The 17,895-nt window shown below is 41.3% G+C and carries 16 protein-coding genes; 14 read left to right on the plus strand and 2 right to left on the minus strand.

Features of this window, described 5'->3' with window-relative positions; translation table 11 throughout:
• Positions 1 to 7 precede the first annotated feature (7 nt).
• The 5 genes from T543_RS07885 to T543_RS07905 all read left to right on the plus strand — a co-directional run bounded on the left by T543_RS07885 (position 8) and on the right by T543_RS07905 (position 4,949).
• Positions 8 to 850, plus strand: a complete 843-nt coding sequence (locus T543_RS07885) for a class I SAM-dependent DNA methyltransferase (protein WP_035767429.1) — start codon at positions 8 to 10, stop codon at positions 848 to 850.
• Between the two features lie 27 nt (positions 851 to 877).
• On the plus strand, positions 878 to 1,744 hold the full coding sequence (dapF, locus tag T543_RS07890) for a diaminopimelate epimerase (protein WP_035767432.1): 867 nt from the start codon (positions 878 to 880) through the stop codon (positions 1,742 to 1,744).
• Positions 1,745 to 1,892: 148 nt separating this feature from the next.
• The gene (locus T543_RS07895; RefSeq protein WP_035767434.1) at positions 1,893 to 2,345 is read left to right on the plus strand and encodes an ACT domain-containing protein; all 453 of its coding nucleotides are present in this window, start codon (positions 1,893 to 1,895) and stop codon (positions 2,343 to 2,345) included.
• Positions 2,346 to 2,391: 46 nt separating this feature from the next.
• Positions 2,392 to 3,597 (plus strand): homoserine dehydrogenase, encoded by a 1,206-nt coding sequence (locus T543_RS07900; RefSeq protein ID WP_035767436.1) that lies wholly within the window; start codon positions 2,392 to 2,394, stop codon positions 3,595 to 3,597.
• Positions 3,598 to 3,629: 32 nt separating this feature from the next.
• Positions 3,630 to 4,949: an aspartate kinase gene (locus T543_RS07905; protein WP_035767437.1), complete on the plus strand. Its 1,320-nt coding sequence runs from the start codon at positions 3,630 to 3,632 to the stop codon at positions 4,947 to 4,949.
• A gap of 113 nt (positions 4,950 to 5,062) precedes the next feature.
• Here T543_RS07905 and T543_RS07910 read toward each other — a convergent pair whose 3' ends face one another.
• On the minus strand, positions 5,063 to 5,731 hold the full coding sequence (locus T543_RS07910; RefSeq protein ID WP_035767438.1) for a hypothetical protein: 669 nt from the start codon (positions 5,729 to 5,731) through the stop codon (positions 5,063 to 5,065).
• Positions 5,732 to 5,833: 102 nt separating this feature from the next.
• Here T543_RS07910 and T543_RS07915 point away from each other — a divergent pair, with 102 nt between their 5' ends.
• From T543_RS07915 to T543_RS07935, 5 genes are all read left to right on the plus strand, one after another.
• Entirely contained in the window at positions 5,834 to 6,337 is a 504-nt protein-coding gene (locus T543_RS07915) for a DUF6106 family protein (RefSeq protein WP_035768235.1), read from the plus strand.
• 20 nt (positions 6,338 to 6,357) lie between these two features.
• The gene (gene guaB, locus T543_RS07920; protein WP_035767439.1) at positions 6,358 to 7,812 is read left to right on the plus strand and encodes an IMP dehydrogenase; all 1,455 of its coding nucleotides are present in this window, start codon (positions 6,358 to 6,360) and stop codon (positions 7,810 to 7,812) included.
• Positions 7,813 to 7,838: 26 nt separating this feature from the next.
• Positions 7,839 to 10,499 carry a sensor domain-containing phosphodiesterase gene (locus tag T543_RS07925; protein ID WP_051638626.1) on the plus strand — a complete coding sequence of 887 codons (2,661 nt, stop codon included), beginning with the start codon at positions 7,839 to 7,841 and terminating at the stop codon, positions 10,497 to 10,499.
• Between the two features lie 91 nt (positions 10,500 to 10,590).
• The gene (locus T543_RS07930; protein ID WP_035767441.1) at positions 10,591 to 12,252 is read left to right on the plus strand and encodes a glutamine--tRNA ligase/YqeY domain fusion protein; all 1,662 of its coding nucleotides are present in this window, start codon (positions 10,591 to 10,593) and stop codon (positions 12,250 to 12,252) included.
• A 26-nt stretch (positions 12,253 to 12,278) separates the two neighbouring features.
• Positions 12,279 to 13,139 (plus strand): DUF2225 domain-containing protein, encoded by an 861-nt coding sequence (locus T543_RS07935; RefSeq protein ID WP_035767442.1) that lies wholly within the window; start codon positions 12,279 to 12,281, stop codon positions 13,137 to 13,139.
• A 72-nt stretch (positions 13,140 to 13,211) separates the two neighbouring features.
• Here the strand turns inward: T543_RS07935 and T543_RS07940 are convergent, their stop codons facing one another.
• Entirely contained in the window at positions 13,212 to 13,526 is a 315-nt protein-coding gene (locus tag T543_RS07940; protein ID WP_051638627.1) for a hypothetical protein, read from the minus strand.
• Between the two features lie 158 nt (positions 13,527 to 13,684).
• On the opposite strand from T543_RS07940, the gene T543_RS15200 reads away from it, so the two are divergent.
• From T543_RS15200 to T543_RS07960, 4 genes are all read left to right on the plus strand, one after another.
• On the plus strand, positions 13,685 to 14,287 hold the full coding sequence (locus tag T543_RS15200; RefSeq protein WP_051638628.1) for a TetR/AcrR family transcriptional regulator: 603 nt from the start codon (positions 13,685 to 13,687) through the stop codon (positions 14,285 to 14,287).
• 45 nt (positions 14,288 to 14,332) lie between these two features.
• Positions 14,333 to 15,259, plus strand: coding sequence for a carbohydrate kinase family protein (locus tag T543_RS07950; protein WP_035767443.1), 927 nt, complete (start codon positions 14,333 to 14,335; stop codon positions 15,257 to 15,259).
• A gap of 61 nt (positions 15,260 to 15,320) precedes the next feature.
• Complete coding sequence (gene malQ, locus T543_RS07955; protein WP_035767445.1) at positions 15,321 to 16,862, plus strand: 4-alpha-glucanotransferase; 1,542 nt, start codon at positions 15,321 to 15,323, stop codon at positions 16,860 to 16,862.
• On the plus strand, positions 16,850 to 17,893 hold the full coding sequence (locus tag T543_RS07960; protein ID WP_035767446.1) for a LacI family DNA-binding transcriptional regulator: 1,044 nt from the start codon (positions 16,850 to 16,852) through the stop codon (positions 17,891 to 17,893). Before malQ ends, T543_RS07960 begins: the two co-directional genes overlap by 13 nt.
• The last annotated feature ends 2 nt before the right edge of the window (positions 17,894 to 17,895 follow it).

Genomic DNA, 17,895 nt, shown 5'->3' on the forward strand with positions numbered 1-17,895 from the left:
GATTTGAATGGAAGCCTATACTGATTTTGCAAAAGTATATGATGAATTTATGGATGAAACCCCATATCACGAGTGGGCTGCGTATATATCGCAGCTTATATCGGGATATGGGATTTCTTTGCCTTACGGGGAAAATAAGAAGGATAAAGATGCAGAAGAACTCTCTGAGGATGAAAAGCTAAGCCAGGAGAGGAATCTTGTAGTTGAGCTTGGATGCGGCACAGGCAGGTTTACCGAGGAGATGGCAAGGCTTGGATATGACATGGTCGGAATAGACAATTCCTCGGATATGCTTGGAATAGCAAGGAAAAAGCTTGAGGAATCAGGTCTCGATATCATGTATCTTGAGCAGGATATGACAGAGCTTGATCTGTTCTGCACCGCAGGATGCGTAGTCAGCGTATGCGATAGCATAAATTATCTTATAGAAGACGAGCAGATATTAAAGACTTTTGAACTGGTAAATAACTATCTTTATCCCGGCGGACTCTTTGTGTTTGATTTTAATACTCTCCACAAATACAGGGACGTTATAGGTGATGTTACGATCGCTGAAAACAGGGATGACTGCAGCTTTATATGGGAAAACTATTTTGATGATGACAGTCATATTAACGAGTATGATCTGACTGTTTTCATAAAGGAAGGCGGTAAGGAGTCATCTGTTTTCAGGCGTAGCATGGAGACGCACCTTCAAAGGGGATATACCCTTGATGAAATGAAAAGCTTTATCAAAGCTTCCGGAATGGAGTTTATAACAGCAATTGATGCTGATACACATGATGAGCCATCTGATGAGAGCGAGAGGATATACGTGCTTGCAAGAGAGCAGGGGAAGGCACATCAGTAATATATTTTTACAGATTGGAGATACGATATGCACTTTACAAAAATGCATGGCTGCGGAAATGACTATATATATATAGACAGCAGTAAAGAACATGTTTCAAAGGAAGACAAGCCGGAGCTTATAAGGCTCCTTAGCGACAGACATTTCGGGATTGGCGGAGACGGAGTGATATTCATCAATACGATGGATGGTGATCTGGCTGATTTTGAGATGGAAATGTATAACGCAGACGGCTCATATTCTGAGATGTGCGGAAACGGAATACGATGCGTTGCCAAATATGTCTATGACAAGGGACTTACAGATAAGAAAAAGCTCAAGATCGTAAGCGGCGGACGGGTTCGCATTCTGGATCTTAAGACTGAGGATGATATGGTAACGAGCGTAAGAGTAAATATGGGAGCTCCTATACTTACTCCTGCGAGCATTCCTGTGGCGCTTCCGGATGAGAAAGCAATGAGCAGGGAGAGCGTCGTTAATTATCCGATCACCGTTATGGACCGCGAGTATACGATGACCTGCGTATCTATGGGTAATCCACATGCTGTGGTTTTCTTAAACAGAGGAGAAGACCTTGGTAGCCTTGATCTTGAAAAGATAGGACCAAGATTCGAGCACCATCCCTTTTTCCCTAACTGCGTAAATACAGAGTTTGTGACAATAGATGATAGGGAAAATGTACACATGCGTGTGTGGGAAAGAGGAACAGGCGAAACTCTTGCCTGCGGAACAGGGTGCTGTGCTACCGCTGTGGCCTGTGTTCTTAACGGACATACTGCGGACAGGATTACTGTACACGTACTTGGAGGAGATATCATCTGTGAGTGGGACAGAGAGCAGAACACAGTATTTATGACAGGTCCCGCAACAACAGTATTTGAAGGCGATATATAAAAATTCTTTACTTTCACGCAGTGCTGTGATACAATGTCATTCATGGGCGCACAAGTGTCCGCGACACAAAAACACTCATAAAGAAAGTTTTTGTATCACAGCATTGGTCTTATGGACCATATTCCATTTTTTCCAAAGAGGAAATGCAATGAAAGAAGAAACAAGCTACTATGTGCTTAAGAAGCAGGCGGTACCGGAGGTTCTACTTAAGGTGCTGGATGCTAAGAAGCTTATTGACTCCGGAAAGTGTAAGACGGTCAATGAAGCGGCTGAAAAGATAGGGATCAGCAGAAGCTCATTCTACAAATACAAGGATGACATCTATGAGTTCCACGATTCTCTTCAGGGCACAACACTTACACTAAATCTCCAAATGGATGATGAACTCGGACTTTTGTCTGATGTACTTAAGATTATCGCAGAATGTGGCGCCAATATTCTTACTATTCATCAGGCTATTCCATATAACGGTGTTGCTGCATTGTCCGTAGGTATTCAGGTTTTGCCTACGACCAGCGACATAACAGAGCTTCTTGAGAAGCTCGAGATGGCAGCAGGTGTCCACAAGGTTCAGATTGTTGGACGAAGCGCTGAATTATAATACAGGCTATTATGAAAAAAATATCTAAATCAGGAGGAACGTGGAAATGACAAAGATTGCAGTACTTGGCTATGGCACGGTGGGGAGCGGAGTTGCCTTATGCTTTGACGAAAATGGTGCCCAGATTGAAGACAGTTGTGGGGACAAGATAGAGATTAAATACATACTGGATCTTCGTGATTTTCCCGGAGATAAGCATGAAGATAAAGTGGTTCATGACTTTGATATCATTTTAAACGATCCTGAGGTTGAAGTTATATGCGAGACCATGGGAGGAATCGAGCCTGCATTTACTTTTGAGAAAAAAGCTCTCATGAGCGGAAAGAGCGTATGTACTTCAAATAAGGAGCTGGTTGCAGCACACGGACCTGAACTTGTTGAGCTGGCTGCACAGAACAATGTAAGCTACCTCTTTGAAGCAAGTGTTGGCGGCGGAATCCCGGTTCTTCGTTCAATGAATGATTCAATAAGACATGAGAAGGTAGATTCCATAACAGGAATTCTTAACGGAACAACAAACTATATCCTGACCAAGATGGATCAGGAAGGCGCAGATTTTGACAGCGTGCTTAAGATAGCTCAGGAAAAGGGATATGCTGAGAGAAATCCCGAGGCTGACATCGAAGGACACGATGCCTGCAGAAAGACAGCGATTCTTGCTTCCATAATGAGCGGACAGTTTGTTAAGTACGAGGATATTTATACAGAGGGTATCACAAAGATATCCGGAGAAGATTTTGCTTATGCAAGAAGCCTTAAGATGGCGATCAAGCTTCTTGGAAGCTGCAAGAGAGAAAACGGTAAGTTCTTCGCGATGGTTGCTCCTTTCATGATTCCTTTTGATAACTCACTTGCAACCGTAAACGGAGTATTTAATGCAATCGATGTTCACGGCAATATGCTCGGTGATGTTATGTATTACGGAAAAGGCGCAGGAAAGGAAGCTACAGCTTCTGCAGTAGTTGCCGATGTTATCGATATCGTAAAGCATAAGGGAAAACATATCGACTGGAACCTTAAGAACGTAGAAGCAACTGTAGCATCCAAGGATGATGATGTAAGAAGCTTTTTTGTAAGAGCTGATGAGGCAGCAAAAGATAAGGCTAAAGAGCTGTTTGAGGGACTTAGCGAGGTTTCATGTGATAGCGTAAAAGGTGAGTTTGCATTTATCACTTCTGAGATCACAGAGAAGGAATTTGAGGCTAAGTACAAAGAACTGACCGGTGCAAAGAGTTATATCAGAATGCTTTGATAATTTTTTAGATATGTGAGGATTATGAAAAAATGAGTAAGGTAGTTAAATTCGGAGGAAGTTCACTTGCTGATGCAAAGCAGTTTCAGAAGGTAGGAGATATCATAAGGGCCGATGAGGAGAGGCACTTTGTGGTTGTATCTGCACCGGGAAAGAGATCAGGTTCTGATACAAAAGTAACTGATATGCTCTATTCCACTTATGCCCTTGCTGAAGAGGGAAAGGATTTTGGCAAAGAGCTCGCAGCTATTGAGGCAAGATATAATGAGATCATAAAAGGTCTTAAGCTTAAGCTTTCACTTAAGGAAGAATTTGAAAAGATCGAGAAGAATTTCAAAGCTAAGGCAGGAAGCGACTACGCAGCATCAAGAGGCGAATACTTAAACGGTATTGTAATGTCTGCTTACCTTGGATTTGAATTTATTGATCCTGCTGAAGTTGTTCTTTTTGATGATGACGGAACTTTTGACGCAGAGATAACAAACAGAAGAGTTGCCAAAAGGCTCGCAGGGATGAAGAATGCGGTTATTTCCGGATTCTACGGAGCTTATGAAAACGGCAAGATCAAAACCTTCTCAAGAGGCGGTTCTGATATAACAGGATCAATCGTAGCAAGAGCAATACATGCAGATGTATACGAGAACTGGACTGACGTTTCAGGATTCCTTGTTGCAGATCCCAGGATCATCGACAGACCTCAGCCCATTGAGACTATCACATATACAGAACTTCGAGAGCTTGCTTACATGGGCGCTTCCGTACTTCATGAGGATGCTATCTTCCCTGTCCGCAAGGAAGGTATTCCGATAAATATAAGAAATACAAACAGACCTGATGACAGCGGCACATGGATTGTAGAATCCACAGCTAAGAAATCAAGCTATACTATCACAGGTATTGCCGGCAAAAAGGGATTTTGCTGTGTGAATATTCTAAAGGACATGATGAACTCTGAAGTTGGTTTTGTAAGAAAAGTCCTTCAGGCATTTGAAGATCAGGATATTTCAATCGAGCATGTTCCTTCAGGAATAGATACCATGACAGTATTTGTTGCACAGGATGAATTCATCGATAAAGAGCAGGCTGTTGTATCAGAGATCCACAGACTTGCAAAGCCCGATCTTCTTGAAATCGAATCCGATCTGGCTCTTATAGCGGTAGTTGGCCGCGGCATGAAGAGACAAAGAGGAACTGCTGCAAGAATCTTCTCAGCACTTGCTCATGTCAATGTAAATTGCCGAATGATCGATCAGGGTTCATCGGAGCTTAACATAATCATCGGTGTTGAAAACCGTGACTTTGAGAAGGCAATAAAAGCAATCTACGATATTTTCGTAGTAACTCAGTTATAAATTCCTGCTTTTTTCAAAAACGGGAACCGCCCGCAAGAAGTCATAAATTATTAAAAGGAAATAAAAAATGACAGTGGCAAAAGTGCTACTGTCATTTTTTATAAGTCCTCATTTTAACCTTCAAGAAGATATCGTATAAAATCTGCCGCAGTATCCTGATGGTTACTGCTTATTACGACTCCTGCAATGGGAGTTTCAAGGGCATAACATTCGCTGGATGCAAGAAGTGAATTATCTTCCATGACTATTCCTACAGGTATTTCTTCATCAAATCCTTCGGGTGTTGCGTAGATAACTCTGTCACCGAGGGCATCAAGCTCTTCTTTACTAAAGAATTTTCCGAGGTCATCATACATTCCGTTATTTGCGTAATTATCGAAAACCGCTTTGTCTGCGAGCATTACATCCAGCTCATTTGCAGCGACCTGTGCATATATTTTTTCCATTGAAGGAATTGAATACTGATCTGTTCCTGTTAAAGAAATTGTGGTTGCCGCATCTATGAAAACCTGAGTTTCACTTGTATCTATGCCTTCTTTTTCTGCAAAGGCATTCTCCATATCTTCCATGTCATTCATGGTGTTAGCATTGATAAATACTGCATTTAAAGCATAAGGCTTATTGTTTGTGATATCTCTTATAAGCATACTGAAGAAAACTATCAGGCAGACGCCCACGATCACGTGAATTTTGTAGTAATCCCAGAAGTAATCCCAATATGCTTTAAAGCCCATTCCCTTTAGGGCTTGCCATTGACTTCTTTTTTCTTCATTGATATTCATTTTTTAGACTCCTAAATGTGATATAATAATTCTTGCAAGTTTTATCTAGTTAATATATCATATCCTTTAAAAAATGAATAGGAAGGAAAAAAAGGTTAAATGATGAGTGACAACAGTTACGTGGAGCTTTTGGTTGCCAGAAAAGTTTCACCGCTGATGCTTTGTTTAAAGTATCTGCTAATAGTACTGGCAGCATTTTCTTTTCTTTTGGGGTTCTTGGGGAATATAATCTTCATCATCATTTTCATCGCATTTGCGGTGGGCGTGTATTTTGTATCTCTTAACGCATCTATTGAGTATGAATATCAGTATTGCGAACGAGAAATCACAGTGGACAAAATTCTTAATAAAAGCAGAAGAAAAAAGGTTGCCACTTTTGAAGTGGAGCGTATGGAAGCATTTGCTCCTTCAAAGTCCTATCATCTGGATGAGTATCGTAACAAAGACAGTTACAGAAAGCTCGATTTTTCTTCGGGAATAGAAAATCAGCCTGACACAACCTACACAATGTACTACGACGGTAGAGAAAAGGTTATTTTCGAACCCAACAAAGAATTTGTTGATGCAATTAAGAATGTAGCACCTCGAAAAGTTTTCACAGATTAACAGATAACAGGAGATAAGAAATGGGACAGATAATTGGCGAAGGAATTACTTTTGATGATGTACTTTTGGTACCTGCATATTCACAGGTTATACCAAATCAGATAGATGTCAGCACACATTTAACCAAGAAATTGAAACTCAACATTCCTATGATGAGTGCAGGTATGGATACTGTTACAGAGCACCGTATGGCAATCGCTATGGCTCGTCAGGGCGGTATCGGTATCATTCACAAGAACATGTCGATCGAAGCTCAGGCAGATGAGGTTGATAAGGTTAAGAGATCTGAGAATGGTGTTATCACAGATCCTTTCTCACTTTCACCTGAGCACACTCTTGCTGATGCAGATGCACTTATGGCAAAATTCCGTATTTCCGGTGTGCCGATTACTGAAGGCAAGAAGCTTGTCGGAATTATTACAAACCGTGATCTTAAGTTCGAAAAGAATTTTGATCAGAAGATCAGAGACGTAATGACTTCCGAGAATCTTGTTACAGCTAAGGCCGGGATCACTCTTGAAGAAGCAAAGATGATCCTTGCTAAATCCAAGAAGGAAAAACTTCCTCTTGTTGATGACGATTACAATCTTGTAGGTCTTATTACAATTAAAGATATTGAGAAAACCATCAAATATCCTCTTGCTGCTAAGGATGACCAGGGAAGACTTCTCTGCGGCGCAGGAGTTGGTATCAGTGCAAATGTACTCGACAGAGTAAGTGCACTTGTTGATGCAAAAGTTGACTGTGTAGTACTTGATTCTGCACACGGTCATTCCGAAAATGTATTAAAGTGCCTTAGAATGATCAAGGAGAAATTCCCGGACCTTCAGGTTATCGCAGGTAACGTTGCTACAGCAGAAGCTACAAAGGCACTTATCGAATCAGGCGCAGATGCCGTTAAAGTAGGTATAGGACCCGGTTCTATCTGTACTACCCGTGTAGTTGCAGGTATCGGTGTTCCTCAGGTTACAGCTATCATGAACTGCTACTCTGTTGCTAAGGAGTATGGTATCCCGATCATCGCTGATGGTGGTATCAAGTACTCAGGTGATATTACTAAAGCTATTGCTGCAGGCGGAAGCCTTGTTATGATGGGATCTATGTTTGCAGGCTGTGATGAAGCTCCCGGCGACTTCGAACTCTTCCAGGGTAGAAAATACAAGGTATATCGTGGAATGGGATCTATCGCTGCTATGGAGAACGGTTCTAAGGATCGCTACTTCCAGGAAGGCGCAAAGAAGCTTGTTCCCGAGGGCGTTGAAGGACGTGTTGCTTATAAGGGAACAGTTGAAGATACAGTATTCCAGCTTATCGGCGGTCTCAGAGCAGGTATGGGTTATTGCGGATGCGAGACCATTGAGAAGCTTAATGAGAACGGCCGGTTCATCAAGATGACAAGTGCTGCTCTTAAAGAGAGTCATCCTCATGATATACATATCACAAAGGAAGCGCCTAACTATAGCGTAGACGAATAATTTATAAGGAATCAGGAGGCGGATTTTTGGAAAAGGAAGGCAATTTAAGCCCTTTTAATTCCATGAAAATTAATGACAAGGAACTTCGCAGATGGCAGGAAAGTTATAGTGCCATGGCTGGAGTTTTCTTGTGCTGCCTTGGCCCTGGCGGAGAAAAGATAATCGATTTTGCAGGTAATCCGCTGGATGTTGCAGAGATCAAGAAAGCAGTTCCCGATGTTCACATCATGAATATTTTCCAGAGGGTTACAGAAAGCGACCTGGAAGATCAGGCTGTTGAGAGAACCCTTGTTCCGAATATCAGGATGGGAGCAGTTGCAATCAAGGTCAAAGGACTTATCTCCTTTGTCTGGATAGCATGCGCTGTTTTGAGCGATGCCGAATATGAAAAGGAACTCTATGAGAACGATCCTGCAGAAAATATCTCTCTTACTACGACCGAAAAGAAATTCTACAATTCACTGGACTTTTTGCGGGTTACATCTTTAGCACTCGCCAGAGCCTATAAATCCCAGAATGATGCAGCAGCTACTTCTGCTGTGACATTTAAGAAAACTGAAGATTATAAGCTTTCATTCCGCAGAGCGGAGATCATGACAGAGATCGTATCAATGCTTGACAGCGATGATGAGATCGAAGTTGTAATGCAGAAGATACTAAGGAAAATCTGTGAGTATCTGAACATAAGCAATGCTTTTATCTGCAGGATACATACTGAAGATAAGCTCATGGATATTGTTGTTGAGTGGATGCTCGACGGACAATACAAAGTTTTTGAGGAAGATACGGATCTTGATAGATGCTGGTTCCTTGGAAGCACACAGCTTACCGCTGTTTCCGCAAGTACTTCAATGAATGCAGGAGAAAAGGAACAACTCGAGGATCTTGGAATCTATGCGGTGGTCTCAATACCTATCGTCATAGTAGATCAGATTCCGTTCTATGCATGTTTTGCAGAGACCAGAGAGAACAGAGAGTGGGTTGTTAATGACATCAAGTTCATAAATGACTCAATCAAGATCCTGCAGAACATCATTACAAAGAGAATCCAGAGGAACTCTATTGCAAGCTCTTTCCATTCACTTGAAGCAGTTCTTGATAATGTGGGAAGTTCTATATATGTAAGGTGCATGAAAACTGATGAAATGCTTTTTGCAAACAGAAGTCTTCGCAAGTATTTCGCAAGAGAACTTCAGAAAAATGAATTAAAAGATCTCTTTGAAGCTAATATTCCGCCCAGAAGTCACAGCGGAAATTATGAGATATATTACGAAGCAAAGGACAGATGGTACGACCTGTACTATACAAGGATCAGGTGGGTTGACGGAAGACTGGTATCACTGTGTGCTTTGTATGAGATAACCGAGAAAAAGATATACCAAAAGAGAATAGAGCAGCAGGCTTATACAGATTTCTTAACAGGCCTGTATAACAGATTGTGCTGCGAAAGAGACCTTGTCGAATATGTTGAGAAAGCCAAGAAAACAGGTACTAAGGGCATGCTCATGTACCTTGACCTTGATGACTTTAAGAAGATAAATGACGGACTTGGACATCAGTATGGTGATGTCCTTTTGCAGGATATATCATCTGCGATAAAGTCGATCGACGGAGTTCAGAACTCCTGCTACAGAATGGGCGGAGATGAATTTGTAATTATTGTTCCGCCTGAAAGCTATAATAAATTAGGCAGCATTCTCGAGGAGATAAAGAGAGCGTTCGCAACACCCTGGTATCTGAAGGATGGAGATTATTACTGCACCATGAGTATGGGTATGGTTGAATTCCCTTCCGGCGGTGATACTGTTGAGGAGCTTATCCGTAAATCCGATATTGCGATGTATGAAGCTAAGAAGTCAGGTAAAAACAGGATTTCTCAGTACTCTGACAGCATAGACGCATCATCCATAAGAAGACTTGATATGGAAAAGGCTATGCACAAGGCAGTTGAGGATGATTGCAGAGAGTTTGAAGTTTATTATCAGCCTGTAATGAGCATAGACGGCAAAAAGGATGAGATCGTTGCTGTAGAAGCATTTGTAAGATGGAACAGCAGAATGCTCGGTTATATAAGCCCGGCCGAGTTTATTTCGCTTGCGGAGTATCTGGGACTGATAAATCCTATAGGCGAATATGTATTCAGAGAGGCGACTAAGAAGTGCGGCGAGTGGAGCAAGAAGCTCGGAAAAGAGCTCAGCGTATTTGTTAATATGTCCGTTGTACAGCTTATGCAGCCGGATTTATCTGTGAAGCTAAAAGAAGCTGTTGATGATGCAAAGATAAAGCCCGAGCAGCTTGTGCTTGATGTTACTGAAGCGCTGACCATGAATAATACAGAGAGAACAGGCGGCGCCATAAATAAGATCAAAGAGATGGGAGTCAGATTCTCACTTGATGATTTTGGTACCGGATACAGCTCGATAAATGGCCTTAGAGCGCTCAATTTTGCTTCGATCAAGGTTGATAAGAGCATAACATCAGAACTTGAAACAGAGACCTATGCAAAGTCTCTTATTGTATCACTTGTTGATCTGTCGGGTGCTTTGGGCGCAAAGATATGCGTAGAAGGTATCGAGAAGAAATCACAGCTTGATATCCTTAAAAAGCTTAAAGTCCCTTATGTTCAGGGAACATATTACAGCATTCCCGTACCGGCAGAGGAATTTGAAAAGAAATATATAAAATAAACCGCATAATGCCGTATTTTGCGATAGATGCAAATCGCCGGTTTTTTGTGGTAGAATTATAGAAAAACTAATTAGATTGGAATTACGAAACATGTCAGAAGAATCAAGAAACTTTATTGAGCAGGAAATCGACAAGGACTTAAAGGAAGGAGTCTATGACCACGTTGTAACGAGATTTCCTCCGGAGCCTAATGGCTTTTTGCATATTGGACATGCTAAGAGCATACTCTTAAACTACGGTCTTGCCAAAGAATACAACGGCAAATTCAATATGAGATTTGACGATACCAACCCCACTAAAGAGAAGTCCGAATTTATGGATGCCATAATCGAGGATGTTAAGTGGCTTGGCGCTGATTACGAAGATAGATTGTATCATGCATCCGATTATTTTGATGAGATGTATGAGAATGCAATAAAGCTTATCAAAAAGGGTAAGGCTTATGTCTCAGAGCTTACTGCCGATGAGATGAGAGAGTACAGAGGAACTCTTACAGAGCCCGGAAAAAATGACCCTAACAGAGACAGAAGCATTGAAGAAAACTTAAGATTATTCGAGGAGATGAAGAGTGGCAAGGTCGAAGATGGAGCCATGACTCTTAGAGCAAAGATCGATATGGCATCTCCTAACATCAATATGCGTGACCCGATCATTTACAGAGTTGCACATATGACACATGCACGTACAGGCGATAAATGGTGCATTTATCCGATGTATGATTTTGCACATCCTATTGAAGATGCGGTTGAAGGAATCACACATTCTATCTGTACACTTGAGTTCGAAGACCACAGACCTTTATATGACTGGGTTAAGATAGAGTGCGGTTATGAGAATCCCCCGCGTCAGATTGAGTTTGCAAAGCTTTATCTTAAGAATGTTGTAACAGGAAAGAGATATATCAAGAAGCTTGTAGAGGATAAGATCGTTGACGGCTGGGATGATCCCAGACTTGTTTCGATTGCAGCTCTTAGAAGAAGAGGTTTTACTCCTGAATCTATTCAGAAGTTTGTAGAGCTTTGCGGAGTAAGTAAAGCTAATTCAACAGCTGATTATGCAATGCTTGAGTACTGCATAAGAGAGGACTTAAAGCCCAAGGCAAAGAGAATGCTTGCTATCCTCGATCCGGTTAAGCTTATAATCGACAACTATCCGGAAGGACAGATCGAAGAGCTCGATATTGAGAATAATAAAGAGGCTCCGGAGCTCGGAAGCAGAAAGATTCCTTTTGGAAGAGAACTGTATGTTGAGAGAGAAGACTTCATGGAAGAGCCTCCGAAGAAGTACTTCAGATTGTTCCCCGGTAATGAAGTAAGACTCATGAATGCATATTTTGTAACATGTACAGGATGTGTAAAGGATGAGAACGGCGTAGTTACTGAGATCCATTGTACTTATGATCCTGAAACCAGAGGCGGAGACAGTGCTGACGGAAGGAAGGTGAAAGGAACTATCCACTGGGTAAGTGCTACTGAGTGCATTGATGCAGAGGTTCGTCTGTATGAAAATATCATAGATGAGGAAAAGGGCGTATACAACGAAGACGGTTCACTTAACCTTAACCCTAATTCAATTACTGTGATAAAGAATGCCAAGCTTGAGCCTGAGCTTGCAAAGAGCGAGGCTTATGAGAAGTTCCAGTTTGTCAGAAATGGTTATTTCTGCGTGGATTATAAGGATTCAACACCCGGTAAGCCGGTATTTAACAGAATCGTGTCGCTAAAGAGTTCATTTGTTTTACCGAAGGCATAAGTTTTTTCATATTATGAGGTGGGATTATGGGATTTTTAGACGGTTTAAAGAAATTTGGTCTTGGAAACATTGAAGAAGAGGACTTGTATGAAGAGCCCAAGAAGGCGCAGGTCAAAAAGGAAGAGGTAAAAAAAGAGGTTGTTCCTTTAAATGAGGAGACGCTTCTGTTTGATAAGAAGTATACCTGTCCTATTTGCGACAAACAGTTTGAATCAAAGACAGTCAGATCCGGCAAGGTTAGAACCAAGGGCGTTGATATTGACTTAAGACCTGATTATGATGAGATCGATCAGATCAAGTATGACATTATAACCTGCCCGAAGTGTGGATATTCTGCTCTTGCAAGATATTACGGAAACCTCACAAAGTTTCAGTGTGATGAGATAAGAAGCAAGATAAGTGCGAACTATAAGGAACAGAAATTCTCCGGAACAACCTATAGCTACGAAGAAGCCCATATGAGATATGAGCTTGCCATAGCAACTGCCATGGTAAAGAAGGCTAAGAATTCTGAAAAAGCTTATCTTTGCCTGAAGATGGCATGGCTTTTAAGAGGAGAGACACAAAGACTTGATCCTAATGCAGAGGGATATGAAGAGAAGAAGAAGTCCAATGATGAGCAGGAAAAAGAACTGCTCAAAAAGGCTCTTGATGGATTTGTGATCGCAAGACAGAGCGAGACTCCTCCGATTGCCGGAATGGATGAACTTACACTTGATTATCTTATGGGAGCACTTGGACTTGAAACCGGTGATTTTGATGTTGCCAACAAAATGGTAGGTTCGATAATTACTTCAAGGACTGCTAATTCCAGACTAAAGGATAAGGCTAAAGATCTAAAAGACAAGATCAAGGAAGAAATGGAAAAGACAAAAGCTGCCAAATAAAGAGCAAAAAATAAGACTGTAGAGAGCAAATGCTTTCTACAGTCATTTTTTTAAAGAGTACAATCCATTTTTTTAAAGAGCACCATCCATTTTCTTAAGATCATTTATGTCTTCGTCTTCTTCGTCATCAAAGAATTCTTCTGTTTTCTCAGGTGTATCTTCTGCGTCATCTGAAGCATCTTCTGATTCTGAACCAAGATTTACATAACGTCTTTTGAAAGATGAAGTAGTTTCTTCAAGGTCATCCTCGAAATCGTCAGCATCTTCGAAATCATCGAAGTCATCATCTAATTCAGTATCCTTCTGAGTTAAATAATAGTATACTCCGGCAGCGGCAGCACCTGCGGCTGCAGCAAAGAGAACAATTTTTCCAAAATGTTTTGCCATATTAGCCTCCTCGTAAGAGAAATTCATAGTACAAAGATGATTTTAATACAAATCGTCAGATAAGAAAAGCATTTAAAGCTAAATCGTTGAATTAATTCGCTTAAAATGGTATATTGAAATGGACTAGTCCGGTCAATTACAGGAGATGATTTTTTCATATGAACGAGAAGTTTTTTGACTTAAAGAAAGAAAAACAGGATCGAATCATCAATGCATCTCTCAAGGCTTTTGCGCTTGGGGGTTATATGCATGCGAGTACGGACGATATAGTCAAAATGGCAGGTATTAGTAAAGGACTGATCTTTCATTATTTTGATACTAAATTGGGATTATACCAATTTATCTATGATTACAGTACCCGTGTGATTCTTCTTGAGATGACAACGGGGGTATCCAAGGATGTCACTGATTTTTTCACCTTAAGAGAACAGATAGAGAGAGCTGTTTCGCTGTGCATGCAGCAGTATCCGTACATTCAGCTTTTTTTGTACGGCGCGGCAGTTGAGGATGTTCCGGAAGCAGCATCGGCTATTCTTCCTTCCAGGGAGAGCTATGAAAGAATCATGGAGGGCGTGCTTGAAAGAAGCGATATAACAAGATTTAAACCCGGTGCCAATTATGAGCTTATGGGCAACGTGATAGATATGACAAGAAAAGGGTTACTTGAGCGTATGTTTCAGGAGGGGGTATTTCAACCTGAGGCTTATTACGAAGAGAGCATACGATATATGGAAATGATGCGCGAATTGTCGTACGATTGATTTTACATGATTCAGAAACCTTGATTGAAGCAAAGGAGAGAAAACATGGGAAAATTTGTAGTTGCAGGTATTACGCAGGTAGAAACTATTGTCAGAGTGGATAAGGTGCCGATAACTTATCAGCCGCTTACTACGCAGATAAATTCGATCTATACAGGTCTTGGCGGAGATGCGTATAATGAGTCACTGGCCCTAAGATGGCTTGGCGATGAAGTTGAGTTCATGTCGATCATCGGACGAGATCATACTCCGGATGATCTGAACCCTCCGGGAAGCAAGATCACTTTATCTACCAATTATGTTGTTCAGATGATGGAAGAGACACCGAACTGTGTTATTCTGTATGACAAGGACAGAGAAAAGCAGATTTTTGAGGACATCAAAGATCTTCGCGACAAAGTCTACGATATGTCTATGTTTGCTCCTCTTGCAGGCTGGGCTGATATGGTAGTTCTTGCCAATGCTAATTTCTGCAGACCTTTTGCAGTCGCAGCGGCAGAACACGATAAAAAAGTAGCGGTCAATATCCGTAATTTCTGCAGGGAAAAAGAGAAGTATAACAGAGATTTCCTTGATGCTGCTTCCATATTGTATTTCTCCGACGACCAGCTCGAAGAAGACCCGTATGACTTTATCAGAGGTATCAGCAAGACATATGGTACAGACATAATCATCATGGGACGTGGAGCAAAAGGTGTAATTTTGTTTGACAAACATAAAGGGTTTATTGCAGACTATAAGACAGTTAAGACGAATGAAATTGTCAATACTGTTGGAGCAGGTAATGCTCTGTTTGCTTGTTTCCTTCACTACTATCAGGAAACGGGAGACTCAGTAAATGCAATTAAGAATGCACTTTTGTTCTCATCCTATAAGATTGGATATATGGGAACCTCCAACGGCTTCATGACGGTTGAGCAGATGGAGCAGTGGCGCAACCTTATATGGGGAATTCGTCCCGACGGATTATGATCTGATCCGTCGGACTGAATTATAAATAATTAAATATGAATGAAAAAAGGATGGCTTAGAAATGGCAAAAAAGGTAAAAAGTAAGAGGAAATGCGGCATTCTTATGCCTGTATTTAGTTTGCCCTCGAAATATGGTATAGGTTCTTTTTCAAAGGAAGCCTATGATTTTGTGGACTTTCTGGAAAGAACAGGTCAGAGCTACTGGCAGATCCTGCCGCTTGGTCCTACCAGCTACGGTGACTCTCCGTATCAGTCTTTTTCCACTTATGCCGGAAACCCTTATTTCGTCGATTTTGACGATCTTCTCGGAAAAGGTTTTCTGACAGAAAAAGACTTGAAAACAGTGGACTTTGGCACAAATGAGGAAAAAATTGATTATGCAAAGCTTTTTAAAACACGATTTGATGTTTTGAACAAGGCATACGTAAACAGTGGATTGTCACTTAGCAGTACAAAAGCTCCGGAGCCCGGATTTAAGAAGGAATATGATGCCTTCACAAAAGAAAACTCCTGGTGGCTTGATGATTATGCGCTTTATATGGCTCTTAAAAACAGATATGACGGGCTTAGTTGGATAGAGTGGCCTGAAGATATAAGACTTAGAAAAAAAGATGCTCTTGAAAAAGCCAGAAAAGAATATGCCGACAAAGCGGGCCTTTATAAGTTCATCCAGTTTATGTTTATGAAGCAGTGGTTTGCACTAAAGAAATATGCAAATGATAAAAACATAGATATAATCGGAGATATTCCGATATATGTTGCTTTTGATTCTGCAGATACATGGTCACATCCGGAGCTTTTTAAGCTGGATAAGAAGAATCGTCCTACTGCTGTAGCAGGATGCCCTCCGGATGCATTCAGTGCAACAGGTCAGCTGTGGGGTAACCCTCTTTACAAGTGGGATTATCACAAGAAGACCGGATTTAAGTGGTGGATACAGAGAATTGAACAATGCTATAAACTCTATGATGTGATAAGGATCGACCACTTCAGAGGATTTGATGAATACTACGCAATTCCGTTCGGTGATCCTACTGCGGAAAACGGCAAATGGGAACAGGGACCCGGATACGATCTGTTTGCAACGGTGAAGAAGGAACTCGGTGATCTTAGGATCATTGCTGAGGATCTGGGATATCTTACTCCTTCTGTAATCAAACTTGTTAAGAAGACCGGATTCCCCGGAATGAAGATACTTCAGTTTGCCTTTGATACAAGGGAAGAGAGCGACTACCTTCCGCACAATTATATTCCCAATAGCATCGTTTATACGGGAACTCACGACAATGAGACAACCTGCGGCTGGTATAAGGACATTCCGAGAAGTGACAGGAATTTTGCCAAGAAATATCTTGGAATAAAGAGCAGCAAAAATGTGACATGGGAATTTATCAGAGCCTGTCTTATGAGCGTTTCTGATATTGCAATAATCCCCATGCAGGATTATCTTGAACTCGGAAACGAGGCAAGGATCAATACTCCTTCAACACTTGGCGGAAACTGGGTATGGAGAATGAAAAAAGATGCCATTACCAAAGAGCTGTGTGAAAAGATGCTTGAAATGGCTAAGATTTATGGAAGAGCTAAAGCATGTCAAAAATAACTATCGTTGATATTGCGAATATGTGTGGTGTCGGGGTCAGCACCGTATCAAGGGTCTTAAACGGACATCCTGATGTCGGTGCAAAGACCAGGGAACGTATAATGGCTGCTATCAAGGAGACAGGATATGTTCCCAATGACAGTGCAAGAAATCTTAAGAGAACGGATGCCAAATGTATCGGAGTGCTTATCAAGGGAATAACCAATCCCTTCTTTTCTCCGATGATAGACATAATCGAAAAGGAAATAGACAGGCAAAAATATGCACTTGTATTAAGGCATGTAGGAGCTGACGAAGATGAGGCTGATGTAGCACTGGAGCTTGAAAATGAAAAGCGCTTAAGGGGAATAATATTCCTTGGGGGTGGCGCGGAGCAGTCATCGGGAAAATTAAAGAACCTGAAGGTGCCTGTTATCTTTTCTACAATAAGCTCTTCTGTAATAAATGAAGAAGAGGTTAAAGAGTTTTCAACAGTTTCTGTTGATGACAGACTTGAAGCAAAACATCTTACCCAGTATCTGATGAACCTGGGGCATAAGGACATAGCGATAATTACAGAGGCAATGCTGAGGAGGTCTGTTGGACATCTGAGACTTGAGGGATACAGAGATGCGTTTGCAGAGAGAAATATTCCTGTAGATGAAGACCTGATATTTTATGTAGATCAAAATATGGAACATTTTTCAACGGAAAATGGATATCGTACCACACAGAGAATATTGTCATCAAACAAGAAAGTAACCGCGATTTTTTGCGTTACAGATCTACTTGCGATAGGGGCGATGAGGGCAATTGCCGATGCGGGGCTAAGGATTCCCGAAGATATCAGCGTGTGCGGATTTGACGGAATGGAGATCGGCAGATTTTATAACCCCAGGCTTACTACAATAAAGCAGCCGCTTGACCAGATTTCAAGAGAAACTGTAAAGCTTCTTTTTGATCTGATAGAATCAAGAAGTAGCCACAGACATATTATATTTCCGGGGGAACTAAGTATAGGGGAATCAACTATTAAACGTTATGAGGACTAGCT

The organism is Butyrivibrio sp. NC2002, from assembly GCF_000702265.1.
Lineage (GTDB): Bacteria > Bacillota > Clostridia > Lachnospirales > Lachnospiraceae > Butyrivibrio.